At 75.7% G+C, this 18,423-nt stretch carries 19 protein-coding genes; 16 read left to right on the top strand and 3 right to left on the bottom strand.

The window, feature by feature from the left end:
- Window positions 1-1,558, top strand: a 1,558-nt coding sequence (locus FHL80_RS22040) for a primosome assembly protein PriA (RefSeq protein ID WP_138735483.1), incomplete at its 5' end; no start/stop codon positions are given.
- A gap of 97 nt (window positions 1,559-1,655) precedes the next feature.
- Here FHL80_RS22040 and FHL80_RS22035 read toward each other — a convergent pair.
- Entirely contained in the window at window positions 1,656-2,150 is a 495-nt protein-coding gene (locus FHL80_RS22035; protein ID WP_138735482.1) for a hypothetical protein, read from the bottom strand.
- A 74-nt stretch (window positions 2,151-2,224) separates the two neighbouring features.
- Between FHL80_RS22035 and def the strand changes: the two genes are divergently transcribed.
- From def to FHL80_RS21975, 12 genes are all read left to right on the top strand, one after another.
- Window positions 2,225-2,782: a peptide deformylase gene (gene def, locus FHL80_RS22030; RefSeq protein WP_026845064.1), complete on the top strand. Its 558-nt coding sequence runs from the start codon at window positions 2,225-2,227 to the stop codon at window positions 2,780-2,782.
- Complete coding sequence (gene fmt, locus FHL80_RS22025) at window positions 2,779-3,720, top strand: methionyl-tRNA formyltransferase (RefSeq protein ID WP_138735481.1); 942 nt, start codon at window positions 2,779-2,781, stop codon at window positions 3,718-3,720. The genes def and fmt overlap by 4 nt, the downstream gene beginning before the upstream one ends.
- Window positions 3,717-5,132, top strand: coding sequence for an RsmB/NOP family class I SAM-dependent RNA methyltransferase (locus tag FHL80_RS22020; RefSeq protein WP_138735480.1), 1,416 nt, complete (start codon window positions 3,717-3,719; stop codon window positions 5,130-5,132). The genes fmt and FHL80_RS22020 overlap by 4 nt, the downstream gene beginning before the upstream one ends.
- A 146-nt stretch (window positions 5,133-5,278) precedes the next feature.
- Window positions 5,279-5,740 carry a hypothetical protein gene (locus tag FHL80_RS22015; protein ID WP_138735479.1) on the top strand — a complete coding sequence of 154 codons (462 nt, stop codon included), beginning with the start codon at window positions 5,279-5,281 and terminating at the stop codon, window positions 5,738-5,740.
- 45 nt (window positions 5,741-5,785) lie between these two features.
- Window positions 5,786-6,445, top strand: a complete 660-nt coding sequence (rpe, locus tag FHL80_RS22010; RefSeq protein ID WP_138735478.1) for a ribulose-phosphate 3-epimerase — start codon at window positions 5,786-5,788, stop codon at window positions 6,443-6,445.
- Window positions 6,446-6,465: 20 nt separating this feature from the next.
- A complete protein-coding gene (ribD, locus tag FHL80_RS22005) occupies window positions 6,466-7,497 on the top strand; it encodes a bifunctional diaminohydroxyphosphoribosylaminopyrimidine deaminase/5-amino-6-(5-phosphoribosylamino)uracil reductase RibD (RefSeq protein WP_138735485.1) in 1,032 nt (343 codons plus the stop codon).
- A gap of 1 nt (window position 7,498) precedes the next feature.
- Window positions 7,499-8,113, top strand: coding sequence for a riboflavin synthase (locus FHL80_RS22000; protein ID WP_138735477.1), 615 nt, complete (start codon window positions 7,499-7,501; stop codon window positions 8,111-8,113).
- A complete protein-coding gene (locus FHL80_RS21995; RefSeq protein ID WP_138735476.1) occupies window positions 8,110-9,408 on the top strand; it encodes a bifunctional 3,4-dihydroxy-2-butanone-4-phosphate synthase/GTP cyclohydrolase II in 1,299 nt (432 codons plus the stop codon). Before FHL80_RS22000 ends, FHL80_RS21995 begins: the two co-directional genes overlap by 4 nt.
- Window positions 9,405-9,914 carry a 6,7-dimethyl-8-ribityllumazine synthase gene (gene ribH / locus FHL80_RS21990; RefSeq protein ID WP_138735475.1) on the top strand — a complete coding sequence of 170 codons (510 nt, stop codon included), beginning with the start codon at window positions 9,405-9,407 and terminating at the stop codon, window positions 9,912-9,914. Before FHL80_RS21995 ends, ribH begins: the two co-directional genes overlap by 4 nt.
- A complete protein-coding gene (locus FHL80_RS21985; RefSeq protein WP_026845055.1) occupies window positions 9,911-10,174 on the top strand; it encodes a phosphoribosyl-ATP diphosphatase in 264 nt (87 codons plus the stop codon). Before ribH ends, FHL80_RS21985 begins: the two co-directional genes overlap by 4 nt.
- A 91-nt stretch (window positions 10,175-10,265) precedes the next feature.
- The gene (hisG, locus tag FHL80_RS26845) at window positions 10,266-11,132 is read left to right on the top strand and encodes an ATP phosphoribosyltransferase (protein WP_138735474.1); all 867 of its coding nucleotides are present in this window, start codon (window positions 10,266-10,268) and stop codon (window positions 11,130-11,132) included.
- 92 nt (window positions 11,133-11,224) lie between these two features.
- On the top strand, window positions 11,225-11,695 hold the full coding sequence (locus FHL80_RS21975; RefSeq protein WP_216870955.1) for an SSI family serine proteinase inhibitor: 471 nt from the start codon (window positions 11,225-11,227) through the stop codon (window positions 11,693-11,695).
- A gap of 15 nt (window positions 11,696-11,710) precedes the next feature.
- Here the strand turns inward: FHL80_RS21975 and FHL80_RS21970 are convergent, their stop codons facing one another.
- Window positions 11,711-12,718, bottom strand: coding sequence for an oxamate carbamoyltransferase subunit AllH family protein (locus FHL80_RS21970; protein WP_138735473.1), 1,008 nt, complete (start codon window positions 12,716-12,718; stop codon window positions 11,711-11,713).
- A gap of 327 nt (window positions 12,719-13,045) precedes the next feature.
- On the opposite strand from FHL80_RS21970, the gene FHL80_RS21965 reads away from it, so the two are divergent.
- Both FHL80_RS21965 and FHL80_RS21960 read left to right on the top strand, forming a co-directional pair.
- Complete coding sequence (locus FHL80_RS21965) at window positions 13,046-14,944, top strand: PucR family transcriptional regulator (protein ID WP_246078870.1); 1,899 nt, start codon at window positions 13,046-13,048, stop codon at window positions 14,942-14,944.
- 168 nt (window positions 14,945-15,112) lie between these two features.
- Window positions 15,113-16,564, top strand: a complete 1,452-nt coding sequence (locus FHL80_RS21960) for a uracil-xanthine permease family protein (protein WP_138735471.1) — start codon at window positions 15,113-15,115, stop codon at window positions 16,562-16,564.
- Between the two features lie 248 nt (window positions 16,565-16,812).
- On the opposite strand, the gene FHL80_RS21955 is transcribed toward FHL80_RS21960, so the two are convergent.
- A complete protein-coding gene (locus tag FHL80_RS21955; RefSeq protein WP_138735470.1) occupies window positions 16,813-17,211 on the bottom strand; it encodes an SRPBCC family protein in 399 nt (132 codons plus the stop codon).
- A gap of 139 nt (window positions 17,212-17,350) precedes the next feature.
- Here FHL80_RS21955 and FHL80_RS21950 point away from each other — a divergent pair, with 139 nt between their 5' ends.
- On the top strand, window positions 17,351-18,268 hold the full coding sequence (locus tag FHL80_RS21950; protein WP_138735469.1) for a DMT family transporter: 918 nt from the start codon (window positions 17,351-17,353) through the stop codon (window positions 18,266-18,268).
- Window positions 18,269-18,423 lie beyond the last annotated feature (155 nt).

Genomic DNA, 18,423 nt, shown 5'->3' with positions numbered 1-18,423 from the left:
CTACCCGACCGGACCGGAGCTGCTCGGCGCCGTCGCCGCGGGCCACCCCGCCCGGGCGGTGTGGACCGCGCTGCCGGGGGAGGACTGGCCCACCCGGCTGGCCGAGCTGGCCCAGGCGGCGCTGTCCGGCGGCCGCGGCGCGCTCGTGGTCGTCCCCGACGGCAAGGACCTGGACCGGCTGGCCGCCGCGGCCGAGCGGCTGCTGCCGGCCGGGTCGGTCGCGGTGCTGCGCGCCGACGCCACCCCCGACACCCGCTACGGCCGCTTCCTGTCGGCCTCGCGGGGCACCGCCCAGGTCGTGCTGGGCACCCGCGGCGCGGTGTTCGCCCCGGTCCGCAACCTCGGCCTGGTGGTGATCTGGGACGACGGCGACGACCTGCACGCCGAGCCCCGCGCCCCCTACCCGCACGCCCGCGACGTGCTGGTGCACCGGGCCCACCTGGCGTCCTGCGCCGCGGTCATCGCCGGTACCGCCCGCACCGCCGAGGCCGCGCTGCTGGTGGAGTCCGGCTGGGCGCACGAGCTGATCGCCGACCGCGCCACGCTGCGGGCGGCCGCGCCCCGGGTGGAGGCGCTCGGCAGCGACTTCGAGCTCGCCCGGGACCCAGGGGCGCGCTCGGCCCGGCTGCCCACGCTCGGGTTCGCCGCCGCCCGCCGGGCGCTTGCCGACGGGACGCCGGTGCTCATCCAGGTGCCGCGCTCCGGCTACGTCCCCTCCCTGGTCTGCGACCGCTGCCGGGCCCCGGCCCGCTGCGCGCACTGCGCCGGACCGCTCGGGATCGCCCCGTCGCCGGGAGCCGGCGGGGTCCGGATCGCCGCGTGCCGCTGGTGCGCGCGGCCGGCGGCGACCTTCGACTGCCCGCACTGCCACGGCACCAAGCTCCGGGCCGCCGTCATCGGCGCCTCGCGCACCGCGGAGGAGCTGGGCCGGGCGTTCCCGGGGGCCGCGGTGCGGGTCTCCGGCCGGACCTCCGGGGTGCTCGCCACGGTCTCCGGCGACCCGGCGATCGTCGTCGCCACCCCGGGGGCCGAGCCGGTGGCCGAGGGCGGGTACGGCGCCGCCCTGCTGCTGGACTCCTGGGCGCTGCTCGGCCGCGCCGACCTGCGGGCGGGGGAGGAGACGATGCGCCGCTGGACGAACGCGGCCGCGCTGGTCCGTCCCGGCGGCCAGGTGGTGGTCGCCGCCGACGCCGCGCACCCGGTCGTCCAGGCCCTGGTGCGCTGGGACCCCGCCGGGCTGGCCGTCCGGGAGCTGGCCGACCGGCGGGAGCTGGGCTTCCCGCCGATCACCCGGATGGCCTCGCTGTCGGCATCACCGGCGGCGCTCGCCGAGTTCCTGGCGGCGCTGCGGCTGCCCGAGGGCGCCGACGTCCTCGGGCCGGTGCCCGAGCCGCCGCGCCCGGGGCAGGAGGGGGAGCGCGAGCGCTACCTGGTGCGTGTGCGGCGCAGCGACGGGATGGCGCTGGCCCGCGCGCTGCACGAGGTGCAGGGGGTCCGCAGCGCCAAGAAGGCACCCGAGCACGTCCGCGTCCAGCTGGACCCGCTCGAGCTCGCCTGATGAAGGACCCCTCTCCCCTCACGCCTCGCAGGCTCGGCGCGGGCCCCTGAAGAGGGGCCGCCGCCCCACCACTCGCGGCTCCTGCACGGGGGCCCACTCAACTCGTGGGTGAGTCCAGCAGGGCCGCGAGCTCGTCGTCCAGCGTCGTCGTCCCGCGGTCGGTGAGGGCGCGCATCGTGGCCTGCCGCCACCGGGCGGGGAGCGTCGAGGCGGCGGTGGCCACGCCGACGGCCACCCCGAGCAGCAGGTGCGGGTGCCGCGCGCCGCGTCGCCGCAGCACCCGGGCCAGGGGTCCGTCGGCCACGGTCACCGCCAGCCCCCAGGCACCGGTGACCAGCCCCTGGTCCAGCCAGTTCGCCAGCTCCCCGGGGCTCACCGGCTCCGGTTCCACCCCGCGCACCGCCAGCCGGAGCGCGGGCAGTTCCTGGACCGCGGCGTCCAGGGCCGCGGCGGAACCCGCGGCCAGGTACAGCCGCCGGCGGGCGGGCGAGCGGGCTGGGTGGTCGAGGGCCGCCTCGGCCAGCCCGACCGACAGTCCGTCGACGGTGCTGCTCACCAGGGCGCGGGCGTGATGGGCCGTGAACGGGGTCACACGGGCACCGTAGCGACGTCGCCCTGCGGAGGTCGCCCCCTGGAGGCACACGGCGCGACACCTACGATCGTCCGGTGAGCGTCACCCCCATCCGGATCATGGGCGACCCGGTGCTGCGCACCCCGGCCGCCCCCGTCGTCGACTTCGACGCGGAGCTGCGCCAGCTCGTCGCCGACCTGACCGACACCATGCACGCCGCGGGCGGGGCGGGCATCGCCGCGCCGCAGATCGGCGTCGGCCTGCGCGTCTTCACCTGGTACGTCGACGGCGAGGTCGGTCACCTGGTCAACCCCGACGTCACGCCGGTGGGCGAGGAGACCGAGGAGGACGCCGAGGGCTGCCTGTCGATCCCCGGCTTCCGCTTCGACTGCCGCCGGCACCTCTACGTGGCGGCCACCGGCTGGAACATGCACGGCGAGCCGATCCGGGTCGAGGGCTCGCACAAGCTGGCCCGCGCCATCCAGCACGAGACCGACCACCTCGACGGCGTGCTGTTCGTCGACCGGCTGGACGCCGAGGCCCGCGAGGCGGCGCTGTCGGTGCTCCAGGGCGCCCCCTGGCAGGGCGAGCAGGCCTACCTGCCCGACGGCTCGCCCCTCCCGGCGCCGGTCGTGAAGGTGAGCCCCCACTGAGGCTCCTGTTCGCCGGCACCCCTGCCCCCGCCGTGGTGGCGCTGGACGCGCTGCTCGGGTCGGACCACGAGGTGGCCGCCGTCCTCACCCGGCCGGACGCCCCGGCCGGCCGGGGCCGGCGGACCAGCCGCTCCCCGGTGGCCGAGAGCGCCGACGCCGCCGGCATCCCCGTCCTCCAGCCTCGGTCACCCCGCGAGCCGGAGTTCCTGGCGACCCTGCGCGACCTCGCCGTCGACTGCGCGCCGGTGGTGGCCTACGGCGCGCTGGTCCCCCCGGCGGCGCTGGACCTGCCCCGGCACGGCTGGGTCAACCTGCACTTCTCCCTGCTGCCGGCCTGGCGCGGTGCCGCCCCGGTGCAGCACGCGGTCATGGCCGGCGACGAGGTCACCGGGGCGGCGACGTTCCTGCTGGAGGCGGGCCTGGACACCGGCCCGGTCTTCGGCGTCGTCACCGAGCCGATCGGCCCCCGGGACACCGCCGGCGACCTGCTCGACCGGCTCGCGGTCAGCGGTGCCGGGCTGCTGGTCGCCACGCTGGACGGCATCGCCGACGGCTCGCTGCGCGCCGAACCCCAGCCGGCCGAGGGGGTGAGCCTCGCGCCGCGGATCGAGACGGCGGACGCGCGGGTCGACTGGACGCTGCCGGCCCACGTCGTCGACCGCCGGGTCCGCGGTGTCACCCCGGCCCCCGGCGCCTGGACCACCTGGCGCGGCAACCGGCTGCGGCTGGCGCCGGTCGAGCCGCTGTCGTCCTCGCTCTCGCTGGAGCCGGGGGAGCTGTCGGTCGGCCCGACCGGGGTGCTGGCCGGCACCGGGCGGGGCGCGGTGCGGCTGACCGAGGTCCAGCCGGCGGGCAAGCGGATGCTGCCCGCCCTCGACTGGGCCCGCGGCGCGCGGCCCGAGCCCGGCGAGCGCCTGGGTGAGCAGGTGGGCGCATGACGGGCCCGGCCCGGCGCGCGGGTTCCAAACGGCGCAACGACCCGGGCACCGGCAACCAGCGGCCGCAGTCCCGGCGGCACCGGCCGGTCCTGGACGGCGCCCGGCTCACCGCCTACGACGTGCTCGACGGCGTCTCCAGCCGGGACGCCTACGCCAACCTGCTGCTGCCCCAGCTGCTCCGCGAGCGCCAGCTCGAGCCGCGCGACGCCGCCTTCGCCACCCAGCTCGCCTACGGCACGCTGCGGGCCACCGGCACCCTGGACGCCGTCCTGGCCACCCTGGTGTCCCGGCCGCTCGCCGAGCTGGACCCCAAGGTGCTGGACCTGCTGCGGCTGGGCGCCTACCAGCTCATCGACCTGCGGGTCCCGGCGCACGCCGCGGTCGACACCACGGTGGCGCTGACCCGGGCGATCGTCGGCACCGGCGCCTCGGGCCTGGTCAACGCGGTGCTGCGCAAGGTCGCCGCGGGCGGTGACCGGGCCGCCTGGCTGGACCGGCTCGCCCCGGCCGACGAGGTCGCCCGGCTGTCGCTGCACACCGACCACCCGCGCTGGATCGTCGAGGCCTGGCGGGACGCGCTGGACGACCCGGCCGAGGTCGAGGCGGCGCTGCTCGCCGACGACGCCGCGCCCGAGGTGCACCTGGTAGCCCGGCACATCGACCGGGGGGAGCTCGCCGAGCAGTCCGGTGGTGAGCCCGGGCCGTGGTCGCCGTACGCCGTCCGGCTGCCGGGCGGCGACCCCGGCAAGCTCGCCGCCGTCCGCTCCGGCGCAGCGGCGGTCCAGGACGAGGGCAGCCAGCTCGCCGCGCTCGCGCTGGTCCGCGCACCCCTCGAGGGCCCGGACGCCGCCTGGCTCGACATGTGCGCCGGCCCCGGCGGCAAGGCGGGGCTGCTGGCCGCCGTCCGCCCCGCGGGGGTGCGGCTCACCGCCGCCGACCGCAGCGAGCGCCGCGCCGAGCTGGTGCGCGGCTCGCTCACCGGTGAGGACGACGTCGAGGTCCTGGTCGCCGACGGCACCGAGCCGGGCTGGCCGGCCGGGTCCTTCGACCGGGTGCTGCTCGACGCGCCCTGCACCGGGCTGGGCGCGCTGCGCCGCCGGCCCGAGGTGCGCTGGCGGCGCACCGCGGACGACGTCGCTCCGCTGGCGGACCTGCAGCGCCGGCTGCTGGACGGCGCGCTGGCCTCGGTGCGGCCCGGGGGGGTGGTGGCCTACGTGACCTGCTCCCCGCACGACGCCGAGACGGTGGACGTCGTGGCGGCGGCCGCGGCACGGCACGACGTGGAGGTGCTGCCCGTGGCGCCGCTGTTCCCCGAGGTGCCCGGGCTGGCCCGCGGGGACTCCGCGCAGCTGTGGCCGCACCGGCACGGCACCGACGCGATGTTCATGGCCCTGCTGCGCCGCAGGGCCTGACCCGTCCTGCGTGGACGCAGCGCAGCCGGCCGCGCGCGCCGGGTCACGCCCAACCGTCGGGGTCCCGGCTGCCAGGTTTGCCGGGACCCCCACCCGCCGATGCAACGGACCCGCCCCGCAGTCGGCGGCGGCGGCTGGGGGTGACGATGGCGGACGGGTTCACCGTGGAGGTGCGCCACCGGGACGGTGTCGTGGTGGTGGCCGCCCGCGGTGACCTGCGTGGGGACGCCGGCGCGCTGAGCGACCTGGTCGGCCTCGCGCTCCGAGCGCTGGACGACCAGCCCGCGGTCATCTCCATCTGCGACGTCTACGTGCACCACGCCGACGGCCTGGCCGCCCTGCGCTGGCTGCTGCGCCAGCGGCCGGCGCGGGCGCCGACCGTCGTCATCGCCCGGTCCGCGCAGCGGCGCCGGTTGCACGGGGTCTTCGGCAGCCGGGTGGCGTGGTACCCGGCCGAGCTGCACACCCCGTGGATCGGGGTGACGGCGTCGCTGTCCCACCGGCGGCGGCACCTGACCGGGGACCCGCTCACCGACCCCGACGAGGAGCAGATCAGCCGGCTGCTGTGGGCGGCCGCCCGCGAGCGCGCCGTCGTCGGCTCGGGCTGACGGCACACGGCGGGGTGGAGGTGGCGCGCCACCTACGATCTCCCCGTGTCCCGGGAACCCATGATCGCGCCCAGCCTGCTGTCCGCGGACTTCGCCCGGCTCGCCGACGAGGTCCAGCGGATCGCCGACGCCGACTGGGTGCACGTCGACGTCATGGACGCCCACTTCGTGCCCAACCTGACCCTGGGCCTCCCGGTCGTGCAGGCGATCCAGCGGGTCAGCCCGGTGCCGCTGGACTGCCACCTGATGATCGAGGACCCCGAGCGCTGGGCCCCGGGCTACGCCGAGGCCGGCGCCCGCAACGTCACGGTGCACGCCGAGGCGTGCCGCGACCCGCGCGCGGTGGCGCGGGACCTCAAGGCCGCCGGGGCCCTCGCCGGACTGGCACTGAAGCCGGGCACCCCGCTGGAGGCCTACCTCGACGTGCTGCCGGAGTTCGACACCCTGCTCGTGATGACCGTCGAACCCGGCTTCGGCGGTCAGTCCTTCATGCCCGAGGTGCTCCCCAAGGTCCGGGAGGCCCGCCGGCTGGTGCAGACCGGTCACCTGCAGCTGTTCCTCGAGGTCGACGGCGGCATCAACGCCGACACCATCATCGAGGCCGCTGACGCCGGGGCCGACGTCTTCGTCGCCGGCTCCGCCGTCTACGGCGCGGACGACCCCGCCGCGGCGATCGCCGGACTGCGGGCACTGGCCGTCCGGTGACCCCCGCCGAGCAGGCGGCGATGGCCCGTGCCCGCGCGCTCGGGCTCCGGGTCCTCGGCACCACGAGCCCCAACCCGCCGGTCGGCGCGGTGCTCCTCGACGCCGCCGGCACGGTGGTGGGGGAGGGTGCCACGTCGCCGCCCGGTGGACCGCACGCCGAGGTGCAGGCGCTGGCCCAGGCCGGCGAGCGGGCCCGCGGCGGCACCGCCGTCGTCACCCTCGAGCCGTGCGCGCACACCGGCCGCACCGGGCCGTGCGCCGACGCCCTGGTCGCCGCCGGGGTCGCCCGGGTGGTCGTCGCCGTCCCCGAGCCGACCCGGCTGGCCGGTGGCGGGGCCGTGCGGCTGCGCGCGGCCGGCATCGACGTGGTGCTCGGAGCCGAGCAGGCCGAGGCCGAGGTCGGCGCGCTCGCCGCCTGGCTCACCGGCGTCACCGAACACCGGCCGCACGTGGTGTGGAAGGTGGCCAGCACCCTGGACGGCCGGGTCGCCGCCGCCGACGGCACCAGCCGGTGGATCACCGGACCCGAGGCCCGGGCCGAGGTGCACCGGCTGCGGGCCGGCTGCGATGCCGTGCTCGTCGGCTCCGGGACGGCGCTGGCCGACGACCCGCAGCTCACCGTCCGCGACGCCGACGGCCGCAATGCCGAGCGCCAGCCGCTGCGCGTGGTCCTCGACCGCCGCGGCCGGGTGCCGGCCACCGCCCGCGTGCACGACACCGCCGCCCCGACCCACGTCAGCCGGGCCACGGACCCCGCCGCCCTGCTCGCCGAGCTGTACGACCGCGACGTCCGCCGGGTGCTGCTCGAGGGCGGTCCCACGCTGGCCGCCGCCTTCCTCGCCGCCGGCCTCGTCGACGAGGCCGTGGTGCACGTCGCACCCCAGCTGCTGGGCGCCGGCGCCTCGCTGGTGGGGGACCTGGGAATCACCACCATCACCTCCGCGCTGCACCTGCACGTCACCGATGTCACCCGCCTGGGCGGGGACGTGCAGATCCGGTTGCGGTCCACCCGGCACACTGGGGGGCCAGGAACGACCGGCGGAGGGAGCTGAGGTGTTCACCGGCATCGTGGAAGAGCTCGGCACCCTGGTCGTGCGCCAGGACGGCGCCGACAGTGCGGTGCTGCGCATCCGGGCCCGCAAGGCGCTGGAGGGGGTCGCCCTGGGCGACTCGATCGCGGTCAACGGCGTCTGCCTGACCGTCACGGGCGTCCAGCCCGACGGCGACGGCGGCGTCTGGAGCACCGACGTGATGGCCGAGACGCTGCGGCGCAGCAGCCTGGGCGACGTCCGGGCCGGCGACCCGGTCAACCTCGAGCGCGCCGTCACCCCGCAGACCCGGCTGGGCGGGCACATCGTCCAGGGCCACGTCGACGGGGTGGGCACCGTGGTGTCCCGGACGCCCGGCGACGACTGGGAGGTCGTGCGGATCGCCGTCCCGGCCGACCTGGCCCGCTACGTCGTGGAGAAGGGGTCGATCACCGTCGACGGCGTCTCCCTCACCGTCAGCGGGCTGGCGGACGACCCGGAGCCGTGGTTCGAGGTCAGCCTGATCCCCACCACACTGCGTGAGACCACCCTGGGCGAGCGCGCTCCCGGTGACACCGTCAACCTGGAGGTGGACGTGATCGCGAAGTACGTCGAGCGACTGTTGGGAGCACGCCGGTGACCGAGGTGCAGAGCGGGTTCACGCTGGACTCCGTGGAGAGCGCCATCGCGGCGATCAAGCGCGGCCGCCCCGTCGTGGTCATCGACGACGAGGACCGCGAGAACGAGGGCGACCTGATCTTCGCCTCCGAGCTCGCCACCCCGGAGCTGGTGGCCTTCATGGTCCGCTACACCTCCGGCTACATCTGCGTCGCCGTCTCCGAGGAGGACGCCGACCGGCTGGACCTGCCGCCGATGTTCCGGGTGAACCAGGACCGCCGCGGCACCGCCTACACCGTGACCGTGGACGCCCGGGAGGGCGTGACCACCGGCATCTCCGCCGCGGACCGGGCGCACACCATCCGCACCCTCGCCTCGGCCGAGACCAGCGCCACCGACCTGGCCCGCCCCGGCCACATCGTGCCGCTGCGCGCCAGGGACGGCGGGGTGCTCCGCCGCCCCGGTCACACCGAGGCCGCCGTCGACCTCGCCGTCCTGGCCGGCCTGCGCCCCTCCGGGACGCTGTGCGAGGTCGTCAGCGAGAAGGACCCGATCGGCATGGCGCGGGGCGAGGAGCTGCGCGTCTTCGCCGACGAGCACGACCTGGTCATGGTCTCCATCGCCGACCTGATCGCCTACCGCAAGCGCTTCGACAAGCTCGTCGAGCGGGTGGCCGAGGCCCGGGTGCCGCTGCGGGCGGGGGAGTTCACCGCCGTGGGCTACCGCAGCTCCTACGACGAGCGCGAGCACGTGGCCTTCGTCTACGGCGACATCGCCGACGGCGACGACGTGCTCGTGCGGGTGCACTCCGAGTGCCTCACCGGCGACGTGTTCGGCTCGCTGCGCTGCGACTGCGGCCCGCAGCTGGACGCCGCGCTGGCCGCCGTCGCGCACGAGGGCCGCGGCGTCGTCCTCTACATCCGCGGGCACGAGGGCCGGGGCATCGGCCTGCTGCACAAGCTGCAGGCCTACCAGCTGCAGGACACCGGCGTGGACACCGTCGACGCCAACCTCGACCTCGGCCTGCCCGCCGACGCCCGCGACTACGGCACCGGCGCGCAGATCCTGGTCGACCTCGGTGTGCACACCATGCGCCTGCTGACCAACAACCCGGCCAAGCGCGCCGGGCTGGAGGGCTACGGTCTCAAGATCACCGGCCGGGTCTCGCTGCCCACGCACGTGACCGTGGACAACGTCGGTTACCTGCGCACCAAGCGGGACCGGATGGGACACCTGTTGGAGATCATCGAACCGGACGGCCCGGCGGCCGCCGAGGGGAGCGACGTCCCGATGCGCCAGAACGAGCAGCCCGCATGAGCGGCTCCGGAGCGCCCGCCCAGCAGCCGATCGACGCCGCCGGCCTGACCCTGGGCATCGTGGCCACCACCTGGCACGGTGAGATCACCGAGTCGCTGCTCAGCCGGGCGGTCGCCTGCGCCGAGGCCTCCGGCGTCCCCACGCCGACCGTGGTCCGGGTGCCCGGTGCCATCGAGCTGCCCGTGGTCGCCCAGGCGCTGGCCGCCACCCACGACGCCGTGGTCGCGCTCGGCGTCGTGGTGCGCGGCGGGACCCCGCACTTCGAGTACGTCTGCGACTCCTTCACCGCCGGGCTGACCCGCGTCGCGCTGGACTCGGGCAAGCCGGTGGGCAACGGCGTGCTCACCACCGAGGGCGAGCAGCAGGCCCGCGACCGGGCCGGCATGGCCGACTCGGCCGAGGACAAGGGCTGGGAGGCGACCGCCGCCGCGCTGCAGACCGCGCTCGTCCTGCGCGACCTGCGCACCCCCCGGCAGAGCACCGGCTTCGGCGTGGCGCAGGCGTGAAGTCCTTCGACGAGCTCTTCACCGAGCTGAGCGGCAAGGTGGCGGCCGGGGACCCTGCGTCGGGCACGGTCACCGCCGTGCGGGACGGCGTGCACGCCGCCGGCAAGAAGGTCGTCGAGGAGGCCGCCGAGTCGTGGATGGCCGCCGAGTTCGAGGACGCCGGCCGGACGGCGGAGGAGATCAGCCAGCTCCTCTACCGGGTGCAGGTGCTCATGCTCACGCGCGGGCTCTCCCTCGACGACGTCTACGCTCACCTGTGACGAAGGACCCCCTCGCCCCCCGACCCTCGCTCCGCTCGGGCCGGGACCCTGCGAGGGGGCCGTTCCACCACCTCACCGAGGAGCTCCTGCTGTGCTGCGCGTCGCTGTCCCGAACAAGGGGGTCCTGAGCGAGCCCGCGGCCGCGATGCTCGCCGAGAGCGGGTACCGGCAGCGCCGGACCACCAGCGAGCTGGCGGTCTACGACCCGGAGAACGACACCGAGTTCTTCTACCTCCGGCCGCGGGACATCGCCGTCTACGTCGCCGCCGGCACCCTGGACGTCGGCATCACCGGGCGCGACATGCTGCTGGAGACCACGCCGACCGACGGTGAGGGCACGGTCGCCGCCGAGGTCATGCCGCTCGGCTTCGGTCGCTCGTCCTTCCGCTTCGCCAGCCCGGCCGACTCCCCGGTCGACGAGGTCGCCAAGCTGGAGGGCAGGCGGATCGCCACCGCCTACCCGGGGCTGCTGCAGCGGTTCCTGGACGAGTCGGGCATGAAGGCCTCGGTGGTCAAGCTGGACGGTGCGGTGGAGACCGCCTGCCGGCTGGGCGTCGCCGACGCGGTCTGCGACGTCGTGGAGACCGGGACGACGCTGCGTGCGGCCGGTCTGCGGATCATCGGCGACCCGGTGCTGGCCAGCGAGGCGGTGCTGGTCCGCCGGGCCGGTGCCGAGGACGTCCCCGCCGTCGCGCAGCTGCGCCGCCGGCTGCAGGGTGTCCTGGTCGCCCGGCGGTACGTGATGCTGGACTACGACTGCCCGGACGAGCTGCTGGCCCGGGCCACCGCGCTCACCCCCGGCCTCGAGGGGCCGACGGTCAGCCCGCTGCAGACCGAGAACTGGTCCGCCGTGCGCGCCATGGTGCTCAAGGACGACACCAACCGGGTGATGGACGAGCTGTGGGAGCTCGGCGCCCGGGCGATCCTGGTCACCAGCATCGCCGCCTCCCGCATCTGATGGAGGACCACCCTTCCCCCCACGCCTCGCGAGCTCGGCGCGGGGCCCTGGAGGGTGGCCGTTCCAGCACGTCACCGGGCATCTCAGCGGCCGTGGTGCTCGGTGCGCTGCTGCTCTCCGCCTGTGGGTCGGACGGTGGAGCGGCCCCGGCACCGTCGTCGGCACCGTCGTCGGCACCGTCGTCGGCACCGTCGTCGGCACCGTCGTCGGCACCGTCGTCGGCTCCGTCGTCCACCGGGCCGGCCACCGGGGAGCTGGTCGTCGTGCTGGACCGCGGCGGGGGCGGGCCGCCCGAGCGCTGGACGCTGAGCTGCGCCGAGCCGGCGACCGGCGACCTGCTGGACCCCGCCGGGGTGTGTGCGCACCTGCGGGGCCTGGCGGACCCCTTCGCGGCACTGCCCGGCGACCAGGTGTGCAGCCAGCAGTACGGCGGGCCGCAGACCGCGCACGTCACCGGCCGGTGGGCCGGGAGGGACGTCGACCTGGCGCTCGCCCGCACGAACGGCTGCCAGATCGCGCAGTGGGACTCCCTCGGCCCGCTGCTCCCCGGCCCGGGCGGCTGACCCGGGCCGGCTCGGTCAGCGCGGGCGGGTGGTGCGGTCCACCAGGTCGATCGCGGTGCACAGCCCCAGCCCGAGAGCCCGGCCACTGGTCGACCCGGTCGCCAGCAGCGCCCGGATCGCCGGGGCGAGCGCCCCGTCGCCCACCAGCCCGCGGAGCACCGCGGCGAACTCGCCGCTGACCCGACCGGCTGCGGCGTGCCGCAGCAGCGCCCGGGAGAGCTCGGTGGTCCGGCCGGCGGCCAGCGCGGTGACCCCGGCGCCGAAGCGCTCGGCCGCGGGGTGCCCGAGCAGCACCAGCCCGGCGGTGGTCCCGGCCAGCACGTCGTCACCGGCGGGGGTCAGCCCGGGGCCCAGCCCGACGAGCCGGGTGGCGGTGCGCAGCGCTGCGTCGAGGTCGGCCCGGCGGACCGCGCCGCGCAGCGCGGCGAGCGGGCCGCTGGGACCGCTGGGCAGGCCGGGCAGCACGAACGCGCTGTGCGGCACGCCCTCGCCGTAGAGCGCCGCGCGCAGCTGGCGGACGCCCTCGGGCAGCAGCGCCGGCTGCGCCGTGGGCAGCTTGGGCCGCGGGTCCCACCAGGACGCGGCACTCACCGTCAGGTCACCGACGACCAGCCGGCCACCGCCCACCTGCGCGGGTGCGCCGCTGGGCACCGACACCAGCGGTCGCCCGTTCGAGGGCCGGAACAGCACGCAGCCCAGCGGCAGCCGTGCCGCATCGGAGGCCAGCACGCCGACGACGTCGGGACCCGAGGGCGTCTGCACGGTGAGGTACACCGCCGCCGGGACGCTGAGCAGCACCCGGGCCGACCGGACGGGGCCACGGAGCAGCTCGGCGACCCCGGTGCTGGCCTGGGCCGGCACGGACGCGCGGCCGTGCCCGGATCCGTGCCGTTCCGTGGTGTGCGGCAGGTGGATCGTGGGTACGCCTGCCCGTGCCGCCCGCCCGGAGTGCGGAGTGCGGTGGGTCGTGGTCTGCTGGCTACCGGCGGCAGTCTGTCCGTCGGTGCTCTCGTAGGTGCGCATGTGCCCTCCACCCGTGCGGTCGACGGAGCCTGTCTTGGGCTGACCCCGTCCCGGTCCCCTCCGCCGGACGGAGGTCGACCGACCCGCGGGAACGCAGGCGGCCTACCATCCGAGCCGGCACAGGTCCCGGGCAACGAACCTAAGTGGCGCGTCCCCGATGCCTGTATGGCGATTCTCGCCAAGCTCGGCTACTGCCGTCCAGAGACGTCTGACAGAATCTCGTGCAGATGTCTCGTGCACGGCGTTTTGGGGGTACGTACAGTGACTGAACGTGAGGCATCCGTGATCTACGCCGCTCACAGCGATCGGGCGGCTACTTTCAGTACCGTGTCGCCGTCTGCTGAACCGGTCCTGTCGCAGGTCCCGCCGGCCGACCGGAGCACCCTGCAGGACAGCATGGGGCTCACCGTCGACCAGCTGCTGGAGCTGCCCGGCCTCGAGGGCACGATCGTCGTCGGAGGTGCCACCGGCACCCGGCGCATCGTGCGGCACGTCGCCGTCGACGACCCGGCCGAGCCGCTCGCCGGCGCCGGCCCGGACGTGCTGGTCGTGCTGGGCGGCCGGTTGCCGCAGGCGGACCCGGCGCAGAGCCGGGCGCTCATCGAGCGGCTGCAGCGCGGTGGCAGCGGCGCGCTGGCCTACCGCTCCGAGGCCGGCCCGGGCAGCGTGGCAGGGGAGATGCCGGCCGAGGTCCTCGCCGAGGCCGACCGCCGTGGCTTCCCGGTGCTCGCGCTGCCCAGCAGCACCCGGCTGGACGAGGTCGTCGCCGAGGTGCTCGGCGCGATCATCGACAAGCAGACCCAGGCGCTCTCGCTCGCCAATCGGATGCACAACCAGTTCATCGACGTCGCGCTGTCCGGCGGTGGGCTGGCCGAGGTGACCGCCCAGGCGTCCACCATCCTCGCCGGCGCCGCGGTGCTCGGGCTGGGGCCGGACCGCGAGGTCGCGTTCAGCGCCGGCCCGCCGGAGGAGGTCGCCGAGATCCGTGACTGGCTGTGGCTGCTGGACGCGGCGGCGGACGACGCCTTCGCCGACCTGACGCCGTCCCGGCGGTTGTCGGGCAACCGGGCCGACCAGAGCGTGGTCACCCCGGCCGACGTGCTCGCCGATGCCGACCTGTCGCCCGCCGACGGCATCCTGCTCGTCCCCGGGCACCACGAGCTGCCCGGCGGGACCGGGGAGTACGCCGTCGCGCCGATCATGGCCGGCGAGCAGCGGCACGGCTGGCTGGTCGCGGTGAACCGGCACGGCCCCATGCTGCTGGGCGCGGGTGCGGTCCTCGAGCAGGCCGCCGTCATCGCCGCGCTGTCGGAGATCCGCTCGCAGGCCGTGCACTCGGTCGAGCTGCGCTTCCAGGGCGACCTGGTGCGCCGGCTGGTCGGTGGCGTCGTCGGGCACACCGAGCGGACGCTGGCCTACACCCGGTCCTTCGGCTGGCGGCTCGACGGGCCGGTCGTCGTCCTGGTGAGCGGCACCGAGACGGTGGCCGACGCCAGCGCCGACCCCACCCGGGCGCTGGACGTGCTGGACCGCCTCGCCGACGGCTGGCGCGCCGCGGTGGACGCCGAGGTGGCCGGCGCCGCGGTCGCCGGACTGGCGACCGAGATCGTCACCGTGCTGCCGCTGGACGGGCGCACCCCCGAGGAGCTCTCCGCCCTGGTCGCCGCGGTCACCGCCCGGGTCAACGCGCGACTGCGCCGGGTCGGCCGGCTGCTCGGCACCGGGATCGGGCGCCCGGCGGAGTCGCTGTCGGCGTTGGCCGAGGCCTACCAGCAGGCGCAGCGCGCGCTGGTGGTGGGCCAGGAGATCCACGGCGGGCACGCGGTCACCCACTTCGACCAGCTCGGGGTGTTCCGGCTCCTGTCGCTGATCCCGGACAGCAACGAGCTGCGCTCCTACGTCGACGAGGTGCTCGGCCCGTTGGCCGACTCCGGCGGCGACCCGGACTCGACCGACCTGCGCGACACGCTGCGGGTCCTGCTGGAGACCAACCTCAACGTCGCGGAGTCCGCGCGCCGGCTGCACTTCCACTACAACACGATGCGGTACCGGATCGGCAAGCTCGAGCGGTTGCTGGGTCCCTTCACCACCGACCCGACGCTGCGGTTGAACCTGCTGCTGGCCCTGCACGCGGCGCGGATGAGGGGGCTTGACCAGCCGCACCGGCCACCGGTGGAGAGCATCGCGGCCCTCGTGCTGGACGACGGCCTGGAGTCGCTCGTGTGACGAAGGACCCCCTTGCCCCCCGCCACTCGCTCGCTCGCGGCGGGACCCTGCAAGGGGGCCGAAACACGAACGTGACACCAAGCCCCTGGTGTCGGCGTGTCCGGTCTGCCAGTGTGCGATTCCTCAGCGCTGAGCTACTTGGCTCAGCTGCCGTTCGAGGAGGACCTGATGGCGTTGGGCTGGAAGCTGTACGGGGATGGCAAGACCCCGCCCGTAGGGGAGTCGGTGGCGCCGGACGAACGGCTCTCCTGGCCGCGCACGATCGGGATCGGCGCCCAGCACGTCGTCGCGATGTTCGGAGCGACGTTCGTCTTCCCGCTGATCATGGGGCTGGACCCGAACCTCGCGATCATGATGAGCGGTGTCGCGACCATCGTCTTCCTGCTCGTGGTGAAGGGGCAGGTGCCCTCCTACCTGGGCACCAGTGCCGCCTTCGTGGGCGGCGTGCTGGCGATCCGGGCCAACGGCGGGAACTCCGGCGACGTCGTCGGGTCGATCCTCGTGTCCGGCGTCGTGCTGGCGCTCGTCGGCCTGCTGATCAACGCGATGGGTCCGCGGGCGATCAACGCCGTCCTGCCGCCCGCGGTGACCGGCGCCGTCGTCCTCATCATCGGGTTCAACCTGGCGCCGGTGGTGGCCAACACCTACTGGCCGCAGGACCAGTGGGTCGGGCTGGCCACGATGGTGTTCGTCATCCTCGCCTCGCTCATGCTGCGCGGCTTCTGGGCCCGCATCTCCATCCTGCTGGGTCTGGTCTTCGGCTACCTGCTCTCCGCCCTGCTCGACGCCACCGCCGGTCCGATCACCTCGGTCCTCGGCGGCGCCACGGAGGCGACCACGCACGACCGGCTGGACCTGTCCGGCGTCGGGACGGCGGACTGGATCGGGCTGCCGACCTTCACGGCACCGCACTTCTCGGTGAACTTCAGCCTGCTCGTCCTCCCGGCGGTCATCGCCCTCATCGCCGAGAACGCCGGCCACGTCAAGGCGGTCGCGGCGATGACCAAGCGCGACCTCGACCCGGTGCTGGGGCGGGCGATCTTCGCCGACGGCCTCGGCACCGTGGTCGCCACGTCGGTGGGTGGCTCGCCGACCACCACCTACGCGGAGAACATCGGCGTCATGGCCGCCACCCGCGTCTACTCGACCGCGGCCTACTACGTCGCCGCGATCGTCGCCCTGCTGCTCGGCCTGTGCCCCAAGTTCGGCGCGCTGGTCAACGCCATCCCCGGCGGGGTGCTCGGCGGGATCACCGTCGTCCTCTACGGGATGATCGGCCTGCTCGGCGCCAAGATCTGGAAGGAGAACCGGGTCGACTTCGCCAACCCGATCAACCTGGTGCCACTCGCGGCCGGGATCATCATCGGGATCGGCAACGTGAACCTGGTCTTCAGCGACGAGTACTCGCTCGGCGGCATCGCCCTGGGGTCGATCGTCGCGGTGGCGGGCTGGCACCTGGCGCGGGCCGTCGCGCCGGCGGAGATGAAGGCGGCGCTCGCTGCCGAGGACGGCTTCGCCGGGGGCACCGGGCCCGCGCTGGGCTCCACCGGCCGGCACACCGTGGACGCCGGCGGGGCGGACCCCTCCGACCTCGACCGGCGGGACCACCACCGGCGCTGATCGCCCGTCCGTCCGTCCGGCCGGCCCGGCTCCCGATCCCCGGGAGCCGGGCCGGTCCATGTCCGCAGCAGGACGCATGAGGGGCCGCCGCGACGGTGACCACGGTCGAGCAGGTAGAACCCGTCGCGGTCCGAGGAGAGCGTGTCCAGCGCCTCCGTGGTCATGTCCGTGGTCATGTCGGCCCGCGGCACGACCGGGTCGTCCTCGTCGCCCCCGCCCTCCGGGCGCGCTCCGCGCCGGAGGACCGGTCAGCCCGCCTCGAGCAGCCGCTTCAGGGTGGCGAGGTCGGCGGTGATCGCGTCGGCGTCGGCGGTGAACGCCTCGTCGGTCGTGCCGGGCAGGCGGCGCAGCGTGAAGACCACCTCGCTGTCCTCGCCGTCGGCGAGCACCCGCACCGCGTTGGTCGTCACCGTCCCGTCGGGCAGGACGACGTCGTGGTCCAGGACGCCGTACTCGTTGACCGGCACGAACCGCACCAGGACCCGGCCCATCGGGGAGTCGGCCACCCACTCACCGCGCTCCCGCCGGATCCCCGCGGCCAGGCCGGCCGCCCACCGGGGCAGGTGGGCCGGGTCCCGGACCCAGGCGTACACCTGGCCCGCCGGTCGCTCGATGGACACGGTCACGTGGCGGGACTCCGTCGGCATGCCGGCATGGTCCCGCATCGCACCGACAGGTCGGGCCGACCGCAACGATCCGGCCGATGTCCGGGGCAGGACGGCCAGCCGCAGTGCCACGGCCGGGAACCGCCGGATCCCGTCGGAGCGCGTCCCTAGGGTCGTCCCCGTGCCCACCGCGACCCGCGCCCCCCTGACCCTGCTCGCCGTCGCGGTCACCGTGCTGGCCTGGGCGTCGGCGTTCATCGGCATCCGGGCGGTGGGGGAGGACCTCTCGCCCGGAGCACTGGCGCTGGGCAGGCTCGCCGTCGGCACGGTCGTGCTCGGCGCGCTGCTCGCCCCCCGGGGCTGGACCCCGCCCACCGCCGCTGAGTGGCGGTTGCTGGTCGTCTGCGGGGTGGGCTGGTTCGGCATCTACAACCTGGCGCTCAACGCCGCCGAGCAGCACCTCGACGCGGGCACCACCGCGATGCTGGTGAACATCGGTCCGGTGCTCATCGCGGTGTTCGCCGGGCTGCTGCTCGGCGAGGGCTTCCCGCGCTGGCTGGTCGTGGGGCTCGGCGTCGCGTTCTGCGGGGTCCTGCTCATCGGCCTCGCCACCCGGGACGCCGGGGCCGACCTCGCCGGCGTCGTGCTGTGCGTGGTCGCTGCGGTCACCTACGCCGCCGGGGTGGTGGCGCAGAAGCCGCTGCTGCGCCGGCTGCCGCCGCTGCAGGTCACCTTCACCGCGTGCGCGATGGGCGCGGTCTGCTGCCTGCCGTGGGCCGGCGCCCTGGTCGAGGACCTGGGGTCGGCGCCGGCGTCCTCGATCGCCGGGGTGGTCTACCTCGGCGCCGTCCCGACGGCGCTGGCCTTCAGCACCTGGGCCTACGCGCTGTCCCGGACGGACGCCGGGCGGCTGGGCGCGACCACCTACCTGGTGCCCCCGATCGTCGTGCTGCTCGGCTGGTGGCTGCTCGACGAGGTCCCGCCGGCGCTCGCCGTCGTCGGCGGGGTGGTCTGCCTGGCCGGTGTCGCGGTCTCCCGCAGGCGTGGGCGGGTGCGCCCGCCGGTCGCCGTGCCGCAGGAGGCCGGCTCCGCCGTCTGACGTCGCGGCGGCGTGCTGCGGGGTCAGCCGCGGGTGGTCAGCACGCCGGCCACCCCGTCGATCAGGGTGTCGCGACCACCTCGGGAACCCGGGCAGCCTGATCCCGGGTGGACGCGGCGGGGGGTCAGCGGCGGCGGGGCGCCCAGGGGTCGTCG

The organism is Modestobacter excelsi (assembly GCF_005930495.1).
Lineage (GTDB): Bacteria > Actinomycetota > Actinomycetes > Mycobacteriales > Geodermatophilaceae > Modestobacter > Modestobacter excelsi.
Note: the sequence above shows the minus strand (reverse complement) of the source record. Positions and strands in the feature narration are given on the sequence as shown.